We start from the raw sequence: 16,814 nt of genomic DNA, 5'->3' as shown, positions 1-16,814 counted from the left end.
GCTTTACCCGTTTTCATCTTCTTTGCGAGGTCGCTCATGTCCGATATGTTCCAGATTGCCGGCAAAACCTATTCATCGCGTCTGCTGGTGGGCACAGGTAAATACAAGGACTTTGAAGAGACGCGTCACGCCATTGAAGCCTCCGGTACAGAGATCATCACCGTGGCGATCCGCCGCGTAAACATCGGTCAGGACCCCAGTCAGCCCTCTTTGCTGGATGCCGTACCGCCCAGCAAATACACCTATCTGCCCAACACCGCCGGTTGTTACACAGCTGATGACGCAGTGCGTACGCTGCGTCTGGCACGTGAACTGCTGGATGGCCACAAGCTGGTCAAACTGGAAGTACTGGGTGACTCCTCAACGCTCTACCCCAATGTGCGTGAAACCCTTCGTGCCGCTGAGACACTCGTCAAAGATGGGTTCGATGTCATGGTCTACACGTCGGATGATCCGATCATTGCCAAGGAACTGGAACAGATTGGCTGCGTAGCGGTCATGCCGCTGGCGTCGTTGATTGGCTCTGGCATGGGTATTCTCAACCCGTGGAACCTGCGTTTGATTATTGAAAACGCGAAGGTGCCGGTGCTGGTCGATGCCGGCGTGGGTACCGCGAGCGATGCCGCTATTGCCATGGAGTTGGGCTGCGATGGCGTACTGATGAACACCGCCATTGCCGGCGCGAAAGATCCGGTGCGCATGGCGCGTGCCATGAAGCTGGCCGTGGAAGCGGGTCGCGAATCCTTCCTGGCAGGCCGCATGCCGCGCAAGCTGTACAGTGCGGACCCCTCCAGCCCGATCTCCGGCCTGATTGGTGCCAAGTAATGGCACTGGTGACCCGATACGCGTCGCTGGATGATCTGGACGTCGTTGCGCCATTGTTCAACGACTACAGGGTGTTTTATCAGTTGGCCTCTGATCCGGCCCTGGCGCGCAGGTATCTGGGAGAGCGCCTCGCCAGGCTGCAAAGTGTCGTCTTGCTGGCCGAACTGGAGGGGGTCGCCGTGGGCTTCATTCAGCTATACCCCGGGTTTTGTTCATTGGCCGCAGCGCCGTTCTGGTTGCTGAATGATTTGTATGTGAGCCCGGCGGCGCGGGGGCATGGCGTTGCGCGCGCGTTGATGGAAAAGGCACGCCAGCATGCCCTGGCAACCGGTGCTGACCGGCTGGATTTGTCCACCGCGCACACCAACGCCACCGCCCAGGCACTCTATGAATCATTGGGCTACCAGTTAGACCAGACCTACCGTTATTACAGTCTGCCGCTGGCCCGCTGATCCTCAAGTGTGGCGTAAAGCGGGCCCAGGCTTTAACATGCCCGCCAGTTGTTCAAAACGCCGCACGGTTTGTGCGGCGTTTTGTTTACCCCGTGCCGCCTTACTGTGCCGATGCCGGGTAGACGGGCTACGATATTTGAATATCTGATTGAAATTGATGCTGAGTAAACCGAGTTTTTATGGATAACCCTCATTACATGCGCCGTATCCGCAGTTTCGTGCTGCGGCAGGGGCATTTGTCGACTGGCCAGGAACGCGCCATTGCCGAGTTCGGCCCCAAATACATCGTCGAATACAAACCTGAACCGCTGGATCTGGATGCTGCCTTTGGCCGTCATGCGCCGCGCATTCTGGAGATCGGCTTCGGGATGGGGCAGGCGACCGCGCAGATCGCCGGTCACGCTCCAGACAAAGACTTTCTGGGCTGTGAAGTGCATACCCCGGGTGTGGGCAGCTTGCTCAAACTGGTGGGTGAACAGAACCTGACCAACATTCGCATTGTGCAACACGATGTGGTGGACGTTCTGGAACACATGATCGCCCCGGCTGCGCTGGACGGTGTGCACGTGTTCTTTCCGGACCCATGGCACAAGAAACGCCACAACAAACGCCGCTTGATCCAGCCGGATTTTGTGAAGCTGCTGGTCAGCCGTATCAAACAAGGTGGCTACGTGCATCTGGCGACGGACTGGGAAGACTATGCCATCCAGATGCTGGAAGTGCTGAGCGCTGAGGCCGCGCTGCAGAACACTGCCGAAGCCTATGCGCCGCGCCCGGAGTATCGCCCGCTGACCAAGTTTGAACAGCGTGGTATCAATCTCGGTCATGGCGTGTGGGACCTGGTGTTCAAGGTTCGTTAATCACACTGTGCGCCAGATCGGTCGCGCTGCGTTTATCTATATATCATGGCGATGTCGTCTCTTGCGGATGCTGCACATGCCTTTGAATTTACGTCCGATCTGTCGTTATCTGCTGGCCCTGGGCGCGTTGGCGAGCGCACTGCCAGCCACTGGTCTGGCTGATGCGCAATCGCCCGGTCCGGGTTATGCCGGTTATCCGGGCCGCACCGCCAGCATGACCAGTGCGGCAAGCAACTCGGGCGCGACCGCTGCGGGTGCGGGTCAAGACGGCGCCATGGCGCTGGTCGGAGATCAGGTTGAGGCGCCGCGCTGTGCCGCCATGCCGTACAAACGCAAAGTGCTGGTGACGCCATTCTGGCTAAGTCAGCCATCCCAAGCGGTTGATCTGCGCCAGTTGCAGGGCGGCATGCAGGATATTTTCCAGCAGCGGCTTAGCCGCGCTGGAGGGTGGCTGACCAGCGCCAGCAAACAAGAAGTGCCATTTGATTTGCTGCCCCGTTACGACGCCCCGGTCTTCTTGCCCAATCAGGTGCGTTTGTTAGGTCGCCAGTTCGGTACGCAAATGGTGCTGGGCGGGATCGTGCATGATGTCTCAACCGAAGGCGAAACCTACCGCTTCACCCACGGTACGGATATGCGCCCGGGTGAGCGCAAGCTGGAGGCAGATGGCCCAATCATTGATTTCTTTGGTATCGGGCTGAAATCAACACCCTCATTGCGGCATGCCGATATTGAGGTGTTTTTGTTTGATGCCATCTCAGGCTCGCTGATTACGCAGCGGCGCGTGCAAGCCGAGGTCTCGGGTGAGATTCTGGCGCGTGACAGCCAACCCGTGGGCTCTGCGGGTTTCATGAAGACAGATTTCGGCAAAGCATTGGGCAAAGTGGCGGATCAACTGGTCGCCGCCATGCAAGCGGATGCGGCATGTGTACCGTTCTCTGCCAGGGTCACCCGGGTGGATAACGGGATTGCATATGTGGATGCCGGCGCGTTGAGTGGCATTGCGGCGGGAGATCGCTTCCAGTTCTTCCGCCAGAAAGCGGGCATGCAGTTTATTGAGCCGCCAGGCTCCAACCCCGGATATGGTTTCGGGCTGCCAGAGGACCGGGCTGGCACGGTGACTGTGCGCCAGGTTCAGGCGCAATTTGCGGCTGTGGGCATCGAGAAAAACCAGGCGCAGCCGGGTGACTTTGTGCGTTTCGCCCCCAAGCCGCTCAACCAGCCCGCGGCACCTGATCAGACTGCGGCAGATACCGCGCCCCAGCCTGATCCCAATGGTGTCGAAGTCAGAAAACTTAACCCCTAACTGCAGGGGGTAGGCTCCAGGACGGTACCCTTCAGTGTGGCGCTGGCTTTTTGCAGGGCGTCACGCTGGGCGTCCGTTACCGATTTAAAGACAAAGCTGGAATGACGCAGGGTGTCGTCTTTGTCACGCAACACAGCAGACTTCACCCCTTTGGCCCGCAAATCCGCCAGCCGGCGCTCGCCTGCTTCATGCGTGGAATAAACGCCCAGCGAGATCGCGTTCTGCCACTTGCTGCCGTTATTGACCACAAAGTAGTCATCAATTTCCAGTTCAGCCAGTTGTTCCGCCTTGTGTTTGGCCGCGTCCAGGTCTGGTTGTGGCGGGATGTACACCCACACCTTGGCGTTCGCCCCCAGGCTTTGCTCGCTGGCCGCAATTTTCATCGTTTTCAGGCGCGCGCGCGCGGTATCGGCTTGGTCTCCTGTTAGCCCGGTCCAGCGCAGACAGGCTTGCGGCGTGTTGCTCGCCTGCACGGCTGGCGTGGGCGGTGGGGACGACTTGACCGGCGTTGGCGCTGGGGTTGGCGTGGGTGTTGGGAGTGGGGTGGGGGCCAGTGTAGGGGTGCTGGCATTTGCGGCTGAAGCGTTGTCGACCGCTGGCGCAGGTGTCGCAGCGGGCTGACTGGCAAAGCCTGCGTTACCCGTCACGATATGGACTTTATCTGCATTGATTTCGTGCAGCGGCAATCCGGGAGGCAGTGCGTTGGGAAAAACCCGGTCCAGTGCAAAAAAGGCAACGTTGATGAGGACCAGAATGGCCAGAATCCATTTCATGCGTCAGGTTCCGTGCGAAGAGGTTGGGTACTGAAAGCCAGCGCAGCAAGGCCATGCAGGACCAGATTTTCTACGCGTTTGTGAGGGGTCGTGATGAAAGCTGAAAGGCGCTCCGCGTCGCCCCCGGTCAGCACCAGGCGTGGCTCTTCCGCCCGGCCAGTCAAGCGCTTGAACATTGCTTCAATGCTGCCGCTGAGTGCACTGATACAACCGCTTTCGATCGCGTCTTCGGTCGATGTCGGGTAATCGTGCACGTGGCCATCCGCCAGGGGCAGACGGGCGGTGCCCTGAAACAAGGATTGTTTCATCAGCCGATAGCCAGGCTGAATACTGCCACCCAGGTAGACGCCGTCAGCAGTGACCGCTTCGACGGTCAGCGCGGTACCGGCATTGGCAATGACGAGCGCTTCATCCGGGAAAAGGCTGCGTGCACCCAGCACCGAAGCCCAGCGATCCGGGCCTTGTTGGGTGAGTACGCGGTAACGGTTTTCAATGCCCAGTGCTTCACGCGTGACGGTCAGCCACTCAATCTTCAGACCCCAGACATCCAGTACGGCGCGGTCCAGAAAATCCCTGATATGTTGCTGGCCCACGCTACAAGCCAGTACGCGTTGCGGGCACGGCAGCGCGTAGAACGACTGGTGCCATGTCGTGTGCTCTGCCGCTTCGACTTCAACCAGATCACGCCAGTCACGGCGCGCGTGCGCCTGTACCCATTTCAGACGGGTGTTACCCAGATCAAGAAGCAAGATCATGGTTAGTTGCCTGCCAGGCGCAGGCTGACATCGCCCGCGTGAATCAATGTTTCAACGCCAGCGGCATCGGCCAGACGCAGCGCGCCGTCCGGCGTGACACCGGCAGCCGTGCCAGCCTGGTGTTGACCATCGGGGCGGCTGAGTGTCACCGGCAAACCTTGCCATGCATGACGGCGCTCCCAGGCCTCACGGAAATCACCAAAACCATTACGTGCAAAGCGTTCCAGGCCGTGTTCGAGTTTTTCCAACAGTCGTGCCAGCAGATCATTGCGAGAGACATTCAGGCCATGTGCCAGCAGACCGGTGGCGACCTGATTCACCTCTACCGCCGGAGGCAACAGATTGAGGCCAATACCGATCACTGCCCAGGCGGGCCCCAGTGCATCACCCGTCAATTCAATGAGAATGCCACCCGTTTTGGCGTTGCCGATCAACAGATCGTTGGGCCATTTAAGTGCAATGTCATTCACGCCACATTCGGCCAGGGTTTCGGCAACGATGCTGCCAATGGCCAGCGGCAAACCGGCTAGCGTGGTTGCACCACCAGGAAACGACCACGCCAGGGAGAACATCAGACTGGCACCCAACCGGCCTTGCCAGCGGCGCCCCATGCGACCACGACCTTGCTCTTGCCATTCTGCGGCTAGAGTCAGGCCATGCGCTGGCGCGGCCAGCAACTGGCGGTTGGTCGAGTCAGTGCGATCAGCCACATCGACGTGTAGCACGCCGTGGCGTGGCAGCAAACGCTGGATCTCACGCGCGTCCAGCCAGTCGATGGGTTCAGACAGGCGATAGCCCACGCCGTGTTTACGTTCCAGCGTGACGCCATAGTTCTCCGCCAGCGCCAGTGCGGTAGACACGCTGGCGCGGGACAAATCCAGTTGCTGGGCAATCAAGGCGCCAGACACGTAGCTTTCGGCATTCAAATGCCGCAAACAGGCAAGGGTATGGTTCATGGTGCCGATTTTAGCGCAGCCGCCAGACAAAGTGCGGGGGCGCTGAGGTCGGCGTGGTGGGCGGTGTTGTTTCCTTGCCCGATGGCAGTACCCATAAAAAAGCCGGCTTGCGCCGGCTGTCCAAACCACGCTGTCTGCGGGTCAGCGTGCTTCTTCAAACGTTTCAACCACATGATTCTGGTTGGTGTAGATACAAATATCGCCGGCGATTTCGAGTGCCTTTTTGACAATGGTGGCTGGGGGCAAGTCCGTGTGTTCCAGCAAGGCGCGTGCCGCAGCCTGGGCGTAGGCACCGCCAGAACCAATCGCAGCAATGCCTTGCTCGGGCTCAAGGACGTCGCCATTACCGGTAATGACCAGCGTTGCAGTGGGGTCGGCGACAATCAGCATGGCTTCCAGTCGGCGCAGCATGCGATCGGTCCGCCAGTCTTTGGCTAGCTCTACTGCAGCGCGCGTCAGGTTGCCCTGGTGTTTTTCCAGCTTGGACTCAAAGCGTTCAAACAAGGTGAACGCATCGGCAGTACCGCCAGCAAAGCCGACGATCACCTTGTCGTTGTACAGCTTGCGTACCTTGCGTGCTGTACCCTTGATCACCACGTTGCCGAGTGTGACCTGGCCATCGCCCCCCACCGCCACTTCACTACCACGGCGGACCGAAACGATCGTTGTTCCGTCAAATTGCTCCATGAATTCTTCCTGCAATCAAAGGTTGTTGAAGAGCAAGTGGGGACGTATGCGGGTCTGTTCAAGCGGCATAAAGTAACAAGCCCGGCGATCGGGCCGGGCTTGTTGATGTGCAAGGTATGAGCGGATCAGTTGCCGCCGATCTCGATCAATTCGCCCACGCCCATCAGGTGCAGCATGCCGGCTACCAGTGCGTTCGCGCTGGCAACCCGGACTACCGCGCCGGTCTGGACCAGTTCCATCGCCAGGTTCAATAACTGGCCGGCCGTCTCGAAATCAACACGCGTTACGTCGCGGAAATCGAGCACCGGCTTGTTTTGTGTCGCGGCAAAAGCCCGGATGCTTTGAATCTGCACCGCGGCGCCTTGCAATAAAGCGCCAGACAGAACAAGGCGATCCGGCGAGTGGGTTGAAGGCGTTGGCGTCGCAGCGGCAGGCTCAGGACGAGCGGCTGCTTTGGACGCCGGTGCCGTAAACACCGCAGAGCCATCCCATGAGGGGGGCGATACTTCATACGTCACCGCGTAATCAATCGCCAGGTTCTCAAAGGCTTCCTGGTTGCCGGTGGCCTGAGTGGTTTCCAGCAATAACAGCCAGTAGGGCGCTTCTGCTGGGGCAGTGCGGCCGGTTTCAATCTTGCTGCTCAGCAGCTTGATCATGGTTTCGGCACCCGCAATCTGCACCACACCACCCACTTTGCGAACACTTTGCCAGCCAAACAGCAATTCGGCCGCAGCCATGCTATCGATGGCGGTCACCTTGGCCATGTCCAGCTTGACTTGCGAACCGGATTTGCAGGTTTTAACGAGGCGATCTACCTCTTTCGACGTGTTATCGCCATTGAGTGAGGCGGGCAAAGAGATATACCCCGCTCCGCCGCCTGCGGGGCTCGTACCTGCCCGTGGTGCAGCTGCAGAGGCCACGCCTTCACGCCACAGTGGAGGCGTCGATTCAAATTCCACGACGTACATCAATGCCAGTTCATCAAATTCGGCACGTTTGTTCAGTTGCTGATAGAGCTCGAACAGCATCGCCCAGCTCTCATGCCGGCGTTGGCCGGTGATGCCTTGCAGGGCGTTGCGCAGACCGGTCGCAGCAGCAGCAGTCTGACCATTGGCATACAGCACCACGGCTTCTTCTTCTTCCGCGGTCAGGTGCGTGCCGCTATCGGCCACTTCAATGGTGAGTTCCTGCAGGTTATAGCTGGATGGCTCTGGTGCGGGTGCCGCGACAGCAGGCGCCTTGCCGGGTGCGGCCGGTGCTTTGGGGGGCGCTGTTGCTGGTGCCGGCGCGCTGGCCGGGGCAGTTGCGGCGTGCGCAGGCGCACCCGTTGCCGGGGCGGGAGCGGGCGCGCGTGGTGAGGTCACCGGGCCGCTTTGCTGCGGTTCCGGCTTGCCGTCACCCTCTTTTTTCTTGAAAAACGAAAAAACCACGTTGATTAATCCGGGTTTGAATTCAAAATCTGGTCGGGTCTAAGCACTGCCCGATCAAGTGAAATACGACATGGCACAAGCTTGGCGGCCCCACCATAATGGCCGCCCGGTAATGACATTTGCAAAGCCGGCCAGGTTCAATGCATGTGATGGGCACTCAAATATGCCCAACACATATCTTTCCGATAATCATGATTTTAAGCGGTAAGGCTCGTTGGCGGGAAGCCTGCTTACAAGTCTGGACTGCCAGAATGCCGGTTTGGTTTGTATCAGCGGCGTACAAGGCACCCCTGTCAGTGATATTTGCTCCCTCCGGTCTCACTTGGCCCAGCCGTAAGAATACGCCTATACCTTAGTTAGATGCGGCTCGATGCATACAATCGCCGCCCATTTAGTAACCATAGCCTGAATTTCGGTCCAGCCCTCTACGGAATTGCCCTGAATGCCTGCTCTGCCAGCAAGGATGACCCATTTTCTCAAGGCCCCTGGCCGTATCATGCGCTGGCTTACGTGGCTGGTGATATTTCTGGTCGCGATATCCATTATCGGGTTTTTGCTCTTGCCGTGGCTGGCGCGACCGCAAATAGAAAAAGCGCTCACCAGCGCGTTGCATAGGCCAACCACCATTGCCGGCATGGCGTTCAATCCGTTCACGCTACAAGCGCGGCTGGATGGTCTGGATGTGCGTGAACACAACAAAACGGTGTTATCGGCAGCCCATATCACGGCAAATCTGGACTGGGCATCCGTCTGGCGGCGCGGCCCGGTGCTATCAGCACTGACGCTGGATCAACCTTATGTCTGGGTTCAGCGTGTATCCGGTCAGCAATACAACTGGTCTGATCTGCTCACATCTTCTGCCCAGCCGCAGCCGAAAAAAGATGAAGGCACGCCGCGGTTTGCGTTGTACAACATCAGCCTGAATAACGGACGTATCGATTTTGATGATCGCGTGGTCAACAAAACGAACCAGGTCACGGCCATCAATCTGGGTATTCCGTTCATTTCAAGCCTGCCGGTGTTTGTCGAAACAGTGGTTGAGCCGCATCTGGCTTTCAAGCTCAATGGCTCGCCGTTCGATATTCGCGGGAAAACCACACCGTTTGAAAACACCCGTCAGACCACGGTCGATCTCAAGGTCGATGGTCTCGATATTCCATCCTACTTGCAATATGTACCGGTTGAACTGGGCTTGCGACTGCCCGCTGCGAAGTTTGATAGCCAGTTGCAACTTGTGTTTCGCCAGGAAAACAACGAACCACAGTTGCGCCTGACTGGTTCTGCCCGGTTGCGGGATGTGAGTCTGACCGATGCACAGGGTCAGCCGCTGTTGTCGCTCCCCAGGATGAACACCGTGCTGGCGGATGTTCGGCCGCTGGCTAACGTGTATCACCTGCAAAGTGTCGAGACTGAGGGTTTGCATGTGACGGTGACGCGTGCTGCAGATGGCAAGCTTAACTGGTTGGCCGCGCTGCAGGCACAAGACAAATCTGCACAAAAGGCACAGGCAAAAACAGCCAGCGCGGTTGCGAGTGAACCGGTGAGCGCAGAGAAGAGTGCGCCACCGGATGTGGCCGTGGGCCATATCGCGCTGCGGCAGTCGCATGTGGACTGGCAGGATAATATGGTCAAGCCCGCATTCAGCACGGCTGCCAGCCCGCTGGATATCACGGTTGACCACCTGGCACTGGCCGGTAAACAGCCGGCGACGATCAAGCTGGTCGCCAGCACGCCCGCCGGAGAAAAAATCAGCCAGGAAGGGACGCTGACCCTGCAACCGCTGGTTGTCGACAGTCAGATCAGCATTGATGCGCTGGCATTGGCGCGATACCAGCCCTACGTGGCACCGTATATCAATGCAGCCATTACCGACGGGACACTGGACTGGCACGGCAAGCTGCATTACGACGACAGCGGTGCCTTGCGCATAGAGGGCATGGATACCGCGCTCAACAACGTTCGGCTTAATCTGCTCAATAGCAAGGAAGGCAGCGCCCAGATTGGCAAGTTTTCGCTGACCGGTGCGACGCTGGATCTGGCAGAGCAACGTTACCATTTGGGGCAAGTGGCGCTGGCTGACCCGGTCTGGAACGCCTCACGCGGGACTGACGGCCAGATCGACTGGACTCACTTTATCAAACCACAGCCAGCCGGTTCCGCCCATGCGGGAAGCGCTAAAACCAGTGCTCCGGCCAAGCCGCTGCGGGTCACGGCCAGTGGTATCGCCGTCAGTAACTACACCTCTCGCTTTGTCGATCATCAGTTGCCCAAACTGCCACCGCTGACCCTCAAGAGCCTGTCTTTGCAGACCGGGCCGATCGACTACCCCTCAGCGACGCCCACGGAGGTCAAACTGCAAGCGCAGGGTGGCAAGGGCGGCAAGTACGACGTGTCGGGTTCGGTGGCCAATACGCCGGCCGCCGGCAAGCTCAAACTCAATTTACAGAATGTCGATGTCGGTTACGGCCAGGCGTATTTCTCGCAATGGCTGAATGTGACGGTGCCGACCATCAAGGTCTCGGTCAAGGGTGATCTGGTCTTTGGTACCGCACCCAAATTCACCGGGAGCTACAAGGGCAATATCCGGATCAGTGATTTGTATTCGCTGGATAAAGTCACCGGTGAGGACTTCCTCAAATGGAAATCGCTGGATGTCAGCGGTATTGACGCGCGCTTTGAACCCATGCGAGTGGACATCAAAACTGTTGCCCTGCAGAACTTCTACTCACGCCTGGTGTTGTATCCGGACGGTCACCTGAACCTGGCCGATATCGTGATCAAACAAGGCCAGCCACGTGGCCAGCGTGTGTCACTGACCAATATCGAAGCCAACGCTTCTGCACCGCAGGCAGTGACCCCGACACCCACGCCTGCCCCCAAACCAGGCGCCGTTGCCTCTGCGCCGGTCAAAGCACCTGCCAAACCCTTGCCGCCCATTCGCATTGGCACCATCAAACTGGCCGGCGGCAATATCAATTACACCGACAATTTTGTGAAGCCGAACTACACCGCCAATCTGACTGATATGGGCGGCACGATCACCGGTTTGTCTTCTGCGCAGGACGCCCGTGCGGCAGTGGACATCAAAGGCAGTGTGGACCGGATTGCACCCGTGGCCGTGAGCGGTCAGCTCAACCCGCTATCGCAACAGCTGTATCTGGATATCAACGCATCGGTCAAAGGCTATGAGTTGTCGGCGGCTTCCACCTATTCGGCCAAATACGCCGGTTACGGCATCGAGAAAGGCAAGCTGTCGATGGATGTGCACTATCAGATTGCCGACCGCCAACTGAAAGCGCAGAACAAAATCCAGCTTGATCAACTCACCCTGGGTGACAAGGCCAATAGCCCGGACGCGACCAAGTTGCCGGTCAAACTGGCGCTGTCTTTGCTCACCGATCATAACGGCCAGATCAACCTGGACCTGCCTATTGCCGGCTCGCTGGATGACCCGCAGTTCAGCGTTGGCGGCTTGATCATCAAGGTGATCGTGAACCTGCTGGAAAAAGCCATTACCGCACCGTTTGACCTGCTGGCCAGTGCCTTTGGCGGCGGTCCCCAGTTTGCTTATGCGCCGTTTGAACCTGGCTCTGCAGTCCTGGATAGCCAGGCGCAAGATAGCCTCGCCAAACTGGAAAAAGCGCTGAACGATCGCCCGGCCATCAAGATGGAAATCACGGGTTGGTCTGACCCGACGCTGGATCTGGAAGGGCTGCGCAAACACATGGTGCAATCACGCATGAAGGCGATCAAGGCGCGGCAATTGACCGAGCACGGCGAAACCGTGACTGATGAATCTGCATTGGAAATCACGCCGCAGGAGTACCCGCAACTGCTGGCGCGTGTTTACAAGCAAGCCAAATTCCCGGACAAGCCAACCAACATGATCGGGATGGATAAATCCCTGCCCACCGAGGAAATGGAAAAACAGCTGTATACCAAACTGCCGGTGAGTGATAACGACCTGCGCCAGCTGGCAGGGGACCGAGGCCTGGCGGTGAAGAATTTCCTGCAACAACACGGTGTGGACGCGGCCCGTTTGTATGTCACCCAGCCACGTGTGGATGGCGGCGGCGTAGAAAAACCCAAAGATGGTGGCCCCAGAACGCGGGCTGCATTCAAGCTGGGCTAAATCACCGTTCGCACACAACAAGACGGGCGCCTGTATAAGGCGCCCGTCTTTTTTGGAAGGAAGGCTGCGTATTTAAATGGGCATGCGCAAAAACACCTGCGTCACGCCCAGCAGCGGCCACTGCAAAGCTTTTTGCACATTCGGCTTTAGCAGCAAGGGCTTGAGCAACATCTTGATGGTCATGTCCACCGGCAAATTGCGGCGAATCATCCCGCTGACCCGTTGATTGATCTCATGCCGATAGCGCCCGGATGCGGTCGGATTATGGTGATTGAATACATGACGCAGCGCGATCTCTGCATCGCTGTTACGCAACTCCAGAAGGCGCCGGTACAACGTGCCGAGTGTTTTGCGGCGCGTCAGGCATTCACTCTCGCGGTAGCGCAAAAAGAAGTGGTAGAAGTGCTTGTAGTGGGTGACTTCATCGCGGCGGATGAGATCGGTGATCTGACGCAGTACCGGCTCATCGGTACAACTCATGATGGCACGATACAGGCTGGAGGTGCCGGTTTCTACCACGCAGCGGGCTGCCAGTTCTTGCGCGCGGGTGGGTTCAAGTTCTTCGGCCACGCACAAGGTCGCGTATTCCTTGAAGAAGTCATCAAACGCGGCCTGCCAGGGGAATTCTGGCCAGACATGTTCTACGTATGCACGCAGCGCCTGGCCATGCTGCATTTCTTCTTTTTCCCAGCGGCTTTGCAACCAGCTGCTGACCTCAGGATCACCTGAGAAGAAGTCCACCAGATTGCTGGTGTACAGATCGGCGCCGCTCTCAATGAACGACGACGCAATCAAGAGGTAGAACAAATTTTCATTGTTCCGGATCCGTGGCAGATCGACCTGTGACAGGTCGATTTCCTGGACATTCCACGCAAGTTTGTCGGCAGCGGGTTGTGTCATGAGCCTTCTCCTGACGAGCCGGCTGCAGGGTATACAGCGGCTTTCGGTGGGCGATTTGCACAAGCTTTATGCAATCAACGTTTTCCCGCAGTGCGGGATGACACTCTTTTTTTAATGGAAACGCCGCTGCTTTGCGAAGAGCGAATCTGACTTTTTACATACCGGTTTATTCCTACAACAGCGTCACGCCAGGTAGTTCGTTTGCGCTGACAGTACGCACGATGCTCACGAACTCCTGCAAATACGCCACTTCTGCGCGTTCGGCCGCAACGGCGGCATAAAGTTCGCTGGTCAGACCCTGTTCGGTCACTGGTTTGGCGACGACATAGCCGCGCTCCAGATAGGGTTGTACGCTCCAGTGTGGCAGTGCAGCAATGCCACGCCGGCTGGCCACCAGTTGCAAGATCGCCACTGTCAGCTCGGTCGTACGGCGGGGCGGGTTCACGCCGGCCGGGCGCAGCACTTTGCGGATCAGATCCAGCATGTCGTCAGGGACTGGATAAGTGATCAGCGTTTCGCCGGCAAAGTCGGCGGCATCCAGCCACGGTTTGGTGGCCAGCGGGTGATCGCGCGCGACCAGCGCGATCATTTCACTCACAAACAAAGGGTGATGCACCACGCGCGGTTCGGGTTCCAGTTCGGACACAATCGCCAGGTCTGCGCGGTCTTCAAAAATCAGCCCGACCGGATCGGCATGAAAGCCAGAGACAATATCCAGTTCCACCTCCGGCCAGCGCTCGCGAAAAATATCCATCGCCGGCATCAACCAGTCAAAACAGGTGTGGCACTCAACGGCAATACGTAGCTGACCCGCTTCACCTTCCCGCAGCTTGGCGATATCACGCTCGGCCGCGTTGACTTGCGGCATCACGGTTTGCGCCAGCAATAACAGTTTTTCGCCTGCTGGCGTGAAGGCCAGCGAACTGCCCTTACGGATCAGCAGTGGCACACCGTAGTGATCTTCCAGCAAGCGCAACTGATGTGAGATTGCTGATTGCGTTAGATGCAGCCTTTCCGCCGCACGCGTGATGCTCTTGTGATCATGGATGGCAGCCAGCGTTTTCAGGTGTCGCAGTTCCAGCAGCGATTGCATGATTAACTCTCATGATATTGGTGAATATTTTGAATTTGAATCATAGTCGCGTCGCGTTCATGATGACAAGCCAAATTCATGGATAAGGAGAAAATCATGACCAAGGCTCATGTTCTGGGTTTTCCGCGCATTGGCGCGCAGCGTGAACTGAAGTTCGCACAAGAAAAATTCTGGCGTGGCGATATTGATGAAGCGGCGCTGACCAAAACTGGCGCTGATTTGCGCCGCACGCACTGGGCCTGGCAGCGTGAAGCGGGTCTGGATTTTGTCGCAGCCGGGGATTTTGCCTGGTATGACCAGATGCTCAATACCTCGGTCTTGCTAGGCGCGATCCCCGCGCGCTTTGGCTTTGACGCTCAAAAGCTCACGCTCAAGCAATACTTTGAACTGGCCCGTGGCAATGCCGGACAACCCGCGCTGGAAATGACCAAATGGTTTGATACCAACTACCACTATCTGGTGCCGGAACTGGATGCCGAGACCCGTTTTGATGGTGGCGTGGACTGGTTTTTCTATGAAGTGGATGAGGCGCGCTCGCAAGGTCACAACGTCAAGCCGGTGTTGATTGGCCCGCTGACCTTCCTGTTTTTGGCCAAGAGCAAGACGCCGGGTCTGGATACGCTTTCCTTGCTCGGGCGCGTTGTACCGGCCTACCGTCGTATTCTGGAAAAGCTGGCTGCGCGTGGCGTGGAGTGGGTTCAGATCGATGAACCCATCCTGGCGCTGGAATTGCCCCAAGCCTGGGTAGAGGGTTTTGCGCCGGTGTACCGTGAGTTCTCTCAGGCTGGCCTCAAGATCTTGCTGGGTACTTATTTTGAAAGCGTGGCGGATCATGCCGCACTGCTGGCCAGCCTGCCCGTAGCGGGCGTGCATCTGGACCTGGTCCGCGCGCCGCAACAACTGGATGCGTTCCTTGCCACATGGCCTGCAGACAAAGTCTTGTCGCTGGGCGTGGTCGACGGCCGCAATATCTGGGCGAATGACCTGACGGCATCGCTGGCTACGCTGCAGCATGCCAGGGCGCAACTGGGCGACAAATTGTGGGTCGCCTCCAGTTCTTCCTTGCTGCACAGCCCGGTTGATCTAGGGCACGAAACCGCACTCGATCGTGAACTGATATCGTGGCTGGCCTTTGCCCGCCAGAAGCTCTCTGAAGTGGCCAACCTCAAGCGTGGCCTGACTGAAGGGACCAATAGCATCGGCGCAATACTGGCCGCATCGGACGCCGCCCAGGCGTCGCGCCGCAGTTCTACCCGTATTCATCAACCGGCGGTCAAGGCCCGGGTTGCGGCCCTGCAGGCACGGGATTCCCAGCGTGCCTCGGTGTTTGGTGTACGCCAACAAAAACAGCAGGCCTGGCTGAACCTGCCACCTTTGCCAACGACCACGATTGGTAGCTTCCCGCAGACGGCAGAAATCCGCGCTGCCCGAGCCGCTTTCAAGCGCGGCGACCTGCCGGAGGCCGATTATCGCGCGGCGATGCAGGCTGAAATCCGTCTGGTTGTCGAGAAACAAGAGCAACTCGGTATCGATGTACTGGTACATGGCGAGCCAGAGCGCAACGACATGGTCGAATACTTTGGCGAGCAGCTCTCTGGCTTTGCGTTCACCCGCAACGGTTGGGTGCAAAGTTATGGCAGCCGTTGCGTCAAGCCACCGGTCCTGTTTGGCGACGTTTCCCGCCCGACCCCCATGACGGTTGCGTGGAGCCAGTACGCGCAAAGTCTGACCAGCAAGCCCATGAAAGGTATGTTGACCGGCCCGGTGACCATCCTGCAATGGTCCTTTGTGCGCAATGATTTGCCGCGTAGCGAGATCACCACGCAGATTGCACTGGCCATCCGTGACGAAGTCGTGGATCTGGAACAAGCGGGTATCCGCGTGATCCAGATTGATGAACCGGCCTTTCGCGAAGGTCTGCCGCTGAAAAAGCGGGACTGGTTCAAGTATCTGGACTGGGCGGGCCAGGCATTCCGGGTTTCGGCCAGTGGCGTCGAGGATGAAACCCAGATCCACACGCACATGTGCTATTCCGAGTTCAACGACATCTTGCCGGCCATTGCCGCGCTGGATGCCGATGTAATCACGATCGAGACCTCGCGCTCAGACATGGAGCTGCTGGCCGGGTTTGGGGAGTTTGCGTACCCCAATGAGATCGGCCCGGGTGTGTATGACATTCATAGCCCGCGCGTACCGCCAGTGGATGACATGCTGCGTTTGATCCGCAAGGCTGCTGAAGTGGTGCCGGCTGAGCGTTTGTGGATCAACCCGGACTGCGGCCTGAAGACGCGTGGCTGGCCGGAAACCGAGGCGGCCTTGTCGACCATGCTCGATGCCACCCGCCGCGCCCGGGCTGAACTGGCGCGCGACGGTAAGCTGGCCGCGGACAACAGCCCGTATCGAGCCCATGAGCACAGCGGCAATTGCGATTGTGCGCACTGAGTTTGTTTGTTGGTGATGTAAAGAAAAGCCCGGTCAAATGCCGGGCTTTTGCATGGGAGGGGCGGGTTTTGATCGGGGTTTTCTTGCAGTCAAGTCCATGATCAAGAAAGTAAAAATGTCATCGGCATTGTGTTGAAAGTGGGGCGTGTCGTAGTTCCAACACCCCCGCACGGTAGTCGAGGGTCCCATCATAAAACCGGTTA

13 protein-coding genes are annotated in these 16,814 nt (G+C 58.1%); 6 read left to right on the top strand and 7 right to left on the bottom strand.

Going from position 1 to position 16,814, the window contains the following annotated elements; all coding sequences use genetic code 11:
• The first annotated feature begins 36 nt into the window (after positions 1-36).
• The 4 genes from IEX44_RS17505 to IEX44_RS17490 all read left to right on the top strand — a co-directional run bounded on the left by IEX44_RS17505 (position 37) and on the right by IEX44_RS17490 (position 3,443).
• Positions 37-825: a thiazole synthase gene (locus IEX44_RS17505; RefSeq protein WP_188697088.1), complete on the top strand. Its 789-nt coding sequence runs from the start codon at positions 37-39 to the stop codon at positions 823-825.
• Positions 825-1,277 (top strand): GNAT family N-acetyltransferase, encoded by a 453-nt coding sequence (locus IEX44_RS17500; RefSeq protein ID WP_188697083.1) that lies wholly within the window; start codon positions 825-827, stop codon positions 1,275-1,277. Before IEX44_RS17505 ends, IEX44_RS17500 begins: the two co-directional genes overlap by 1 nt.
• A gap of 179 nt (positions 1,278-1,456) precedes the next feature.
• Positions 1,457-2,137, top strand: coding sequence for a tRNA (guanosine(46)-N7)-methyltransferase TrmB (trmB, locus tag IEX44_RS17495; RefSeq protein WP_188697079.1), 681 nt, complete (start codon positions 1,457-1,459; stop codon positions 2,135-2,137).
• Between the two features lie 76 nt (positions 2,138-2,213).
• Positions 2,214-3,443, top strand: a complete 1,230-nt coding sequence (locus IEX44_RS17490) for a flagella assembly protein FlgT middle domain-containing protein (protein ID WP_188697076.1) — start codon at positions 2,214-2,216, stop codon at positions 3,441-3,443.
• Here IEX44_RS17490 and IEX44_RS17485 read toward each other — a convergent pair.
• From IEX44_RS17485 to IEX44_RS17465, 5 genes are all read right to left on the bottom strand, one after another.
• Positions 3,440-4,216 (bottom strand): hypothetical protein, encoded by a 777-nt coding sequence (locus tag IEX44_RS17485; RefSeq protein WP_188697073.1) that lies wholly within the window; start codon positions 4,214-4,216, stop codon positions 3,440-3,442. The two genes, IEX44_RS17490 and IEX44_RS17485, sit on opposite strands and share 4 nt — an antisense overlap.
• Entirely contained in the window at positions 4,213-4,971 is a 759-nt protein-coding gene (locus IEX44_RS17480; RefSeq protein ID WP_188697070.1) for a type III pantothenate kinase, read from the bottom strand. The genes IEX44_RS17485 and IEX44_RS17480 overlap by 4 nt, the downstream gene beginning before the upstream one ends.
• Before the next feature lie 2 nt (positions 4,972-4,973).
• Entirely contained in the window at positions 4,974-5,927 is a 954-nt protein-coding gene (locus tag IEX44_RS17475) for a biotin--[acetyl-CoA-carboxylase] ligase (RefSeq protein WP_188697068.1), read from the bottom strand.
• A gap of 141 nt (positions 5,928-6,068) precedes the next feature.
• A complete protein-coding gene (gene hslV / locus IEX44_RS17470) occupies positions 6,069-6,614 on the bottom strand; it encodes an ATP-dependent protease subunit HslV (RefSeq protein ID WP_188697066.1) in 546 nt (181 codons plus the stop codon).
• A 125-nt stretch (positions 6,615-6,739) separates the two neighbouring features.
• Complete coding sequence (locus IEX44_RS17465; protein WP_188697064.1) at positions 6,740-8,044, bottom strand: STAS domain-containing protein; 1,305 nt, start codon at positions 8,042-8,044, stop codon at positions 6,740-6,742.
• A 442-nt stretch (positions 8,045-8,486) separates the two neighbouring features.
• On the opposite strand from IEX44_RS17465, the gene IEX44_RS17460 reads away from it, so the two are divergent.
• On the top strand, positions 8,487-12,176 hold the full coding sequence (locus IEX44_RS17460; protein WP_444544665.1) for a DUF748 domain-containing protein: 3,690 nt from the start codon (positions 8,487-8,489) through the stop codon (positions 12,174-12,176).
• Between the two features lie 72 nt (positions 12,177-12,248).
• On the opposite strand, the gene IEX44_RS17455 is transcribed toward IEX44_RS17460, so the two are convergent.
• Together IEX44_RS17455 and IEX44_RS17450 are read right to left on the bottom strand one after the other, a co-directional pair.
• Positions 12,249-13,076 carry a ferritin-like domain-containing protein gene (locus IEX44_RS17455; protein ID WP_188697059.1) on the bottom strand — a complete coding sequence of 276 codons (828 nt, stop codon included), beginning with the start codon at positions 13,074-13,076 and terminating at the stop codon, positions 12,249-12,251.
• Positions 13,077-13,248: 172 nt separating this feature from the next.
• Positions 13,249-14,169, bottom strand: a complete 921-nt coding sequence (locus IEX44_RS17450) for a LysR family transcriptional regulator (protein WP_188697056.1) — start codon at positions 14,167-14,169, stop codon at positions 13,249-13,251.
• Positions 14,170-14,265: 96 nt separating this feature from the next.
• Between IEX44_RS17450 and metE the strand changes: the two genes are divergently transcribed.
• A complete protein-coding gene (gene metE, locus IEX44_RS17445) occupies positions 14,266-16,611 on the top strand; it encodes a 5-methyltetrahydropteroyltriglutamate--homocysteine S-methyltransferase (protein WP_188697053.1) in 2,346 nt (781 codons plus the stop codon).
• Positions 16,612-16,814: the final 203 nt, after the last annotated feature.

The sequence above is a fragment of the Silvimonas amylolytica genome (genome assembly GCF_014645555.1).
Lineage (GTDB): Bacteria > Pseudomonadota > Gammaproteobacteria > Burkholderiales > Chitinibacteraceae > Silvimonas > Silvimonas amylolytica.
This window is presented reverse-complemented; position numbering and strand designations above follow the sequence as displayed.

What these genes read in the sequence shown, in the direction of transcription:
- hslV (WP_188697066.1), bottom strand. Translation starts at nt 6,614, where the DNA reads ATGGAGCAATTTGACGGAACAACGATCGTTTCGGTCCGCCGTGGTAGT.
- IEX44_RS17460 (WP_444544665.1), top strand. Translation starts at nt 8,487, where the DNA reads ATGCCTGCTCTGCCAGCAAGGATGACCCATTTTCTCAAGGCCCCTGGC.
- IEX44_RS17505 (WP_188697088.1), top strand. Translation starts at nt 37, where the DNA reads ATGTCCGATATGTTCCAGATTGCCGGCAAAACCTATTCATCGCGTCTG.
- IEX44_RS17485 (WP_188697073.1), bottom strand. Translation starts at nt 4,216, where the DNA reads ATGAAATGGATTCTGGCCATTCTGGTCCTCATCAACGTTGCCTTTTTT.
- IEX44_RS17490 (WP_188697076.1), top strand. Translation starts at nt 2,214, where the DNA reads ATGCCTTTGAATTTACGTCCGATCTGTCGTTATCTGCTGGCCCTGGGC.
- IEX44_RS17500 (WP_188697083.1), top strand. Translation starts at nt 825, where the DNA reads ATGGCACTGGTGACCCGATACGCGTCGCTGGATGATCTGGACGTCGTT.
- IEX44_RS17450 (WP_188697056.1), bottom strand. Translation starts at nt 14,169, where the DNA reads ATGCAATCGCTGCTGGAACTGCGACACCTGAAAACGCTGGCTGCCATC.
- IEX44_RS17455 (WP_188697059.1), bottom strand. Translation starts at nt 13,076, where the DNA reads ATGACACAACCCGCTGCCGACAAACTTGCGTGGAATGTCCAGGAAATC.
- IEX44_RS17475 (WP_188697068.1), bottom strand. Translation starts at nt 5,927, where the DNA reads ATGAACCATACCCTTGCCTGTTTGCGGCATTTGAATGCCGAAAGCTAC.
- IEX44_RS17480 (WP_188697070.1), bottom strand. Translation starts at nt 4,971, where the DNA reads ATGATCTTGCTTCTTGATCTGGGTAACACCCGTCTGAAATGGGTACAG.
- metE (WP_188697053.1), top strand. Translation starts at nt 14,266, where the DNA reads ATGACCAAGGCTCATGTTCTGGGTTTTCCGCGCATTGGCGCGCAGCGT.
- trmB (WP_188697079.1), top strand. Translation starts at nt 1,457, where the DNA reads ATGGATAACCCTCATTACATGCGCCGTATCCGCAGTTTCGTGCTGCGG.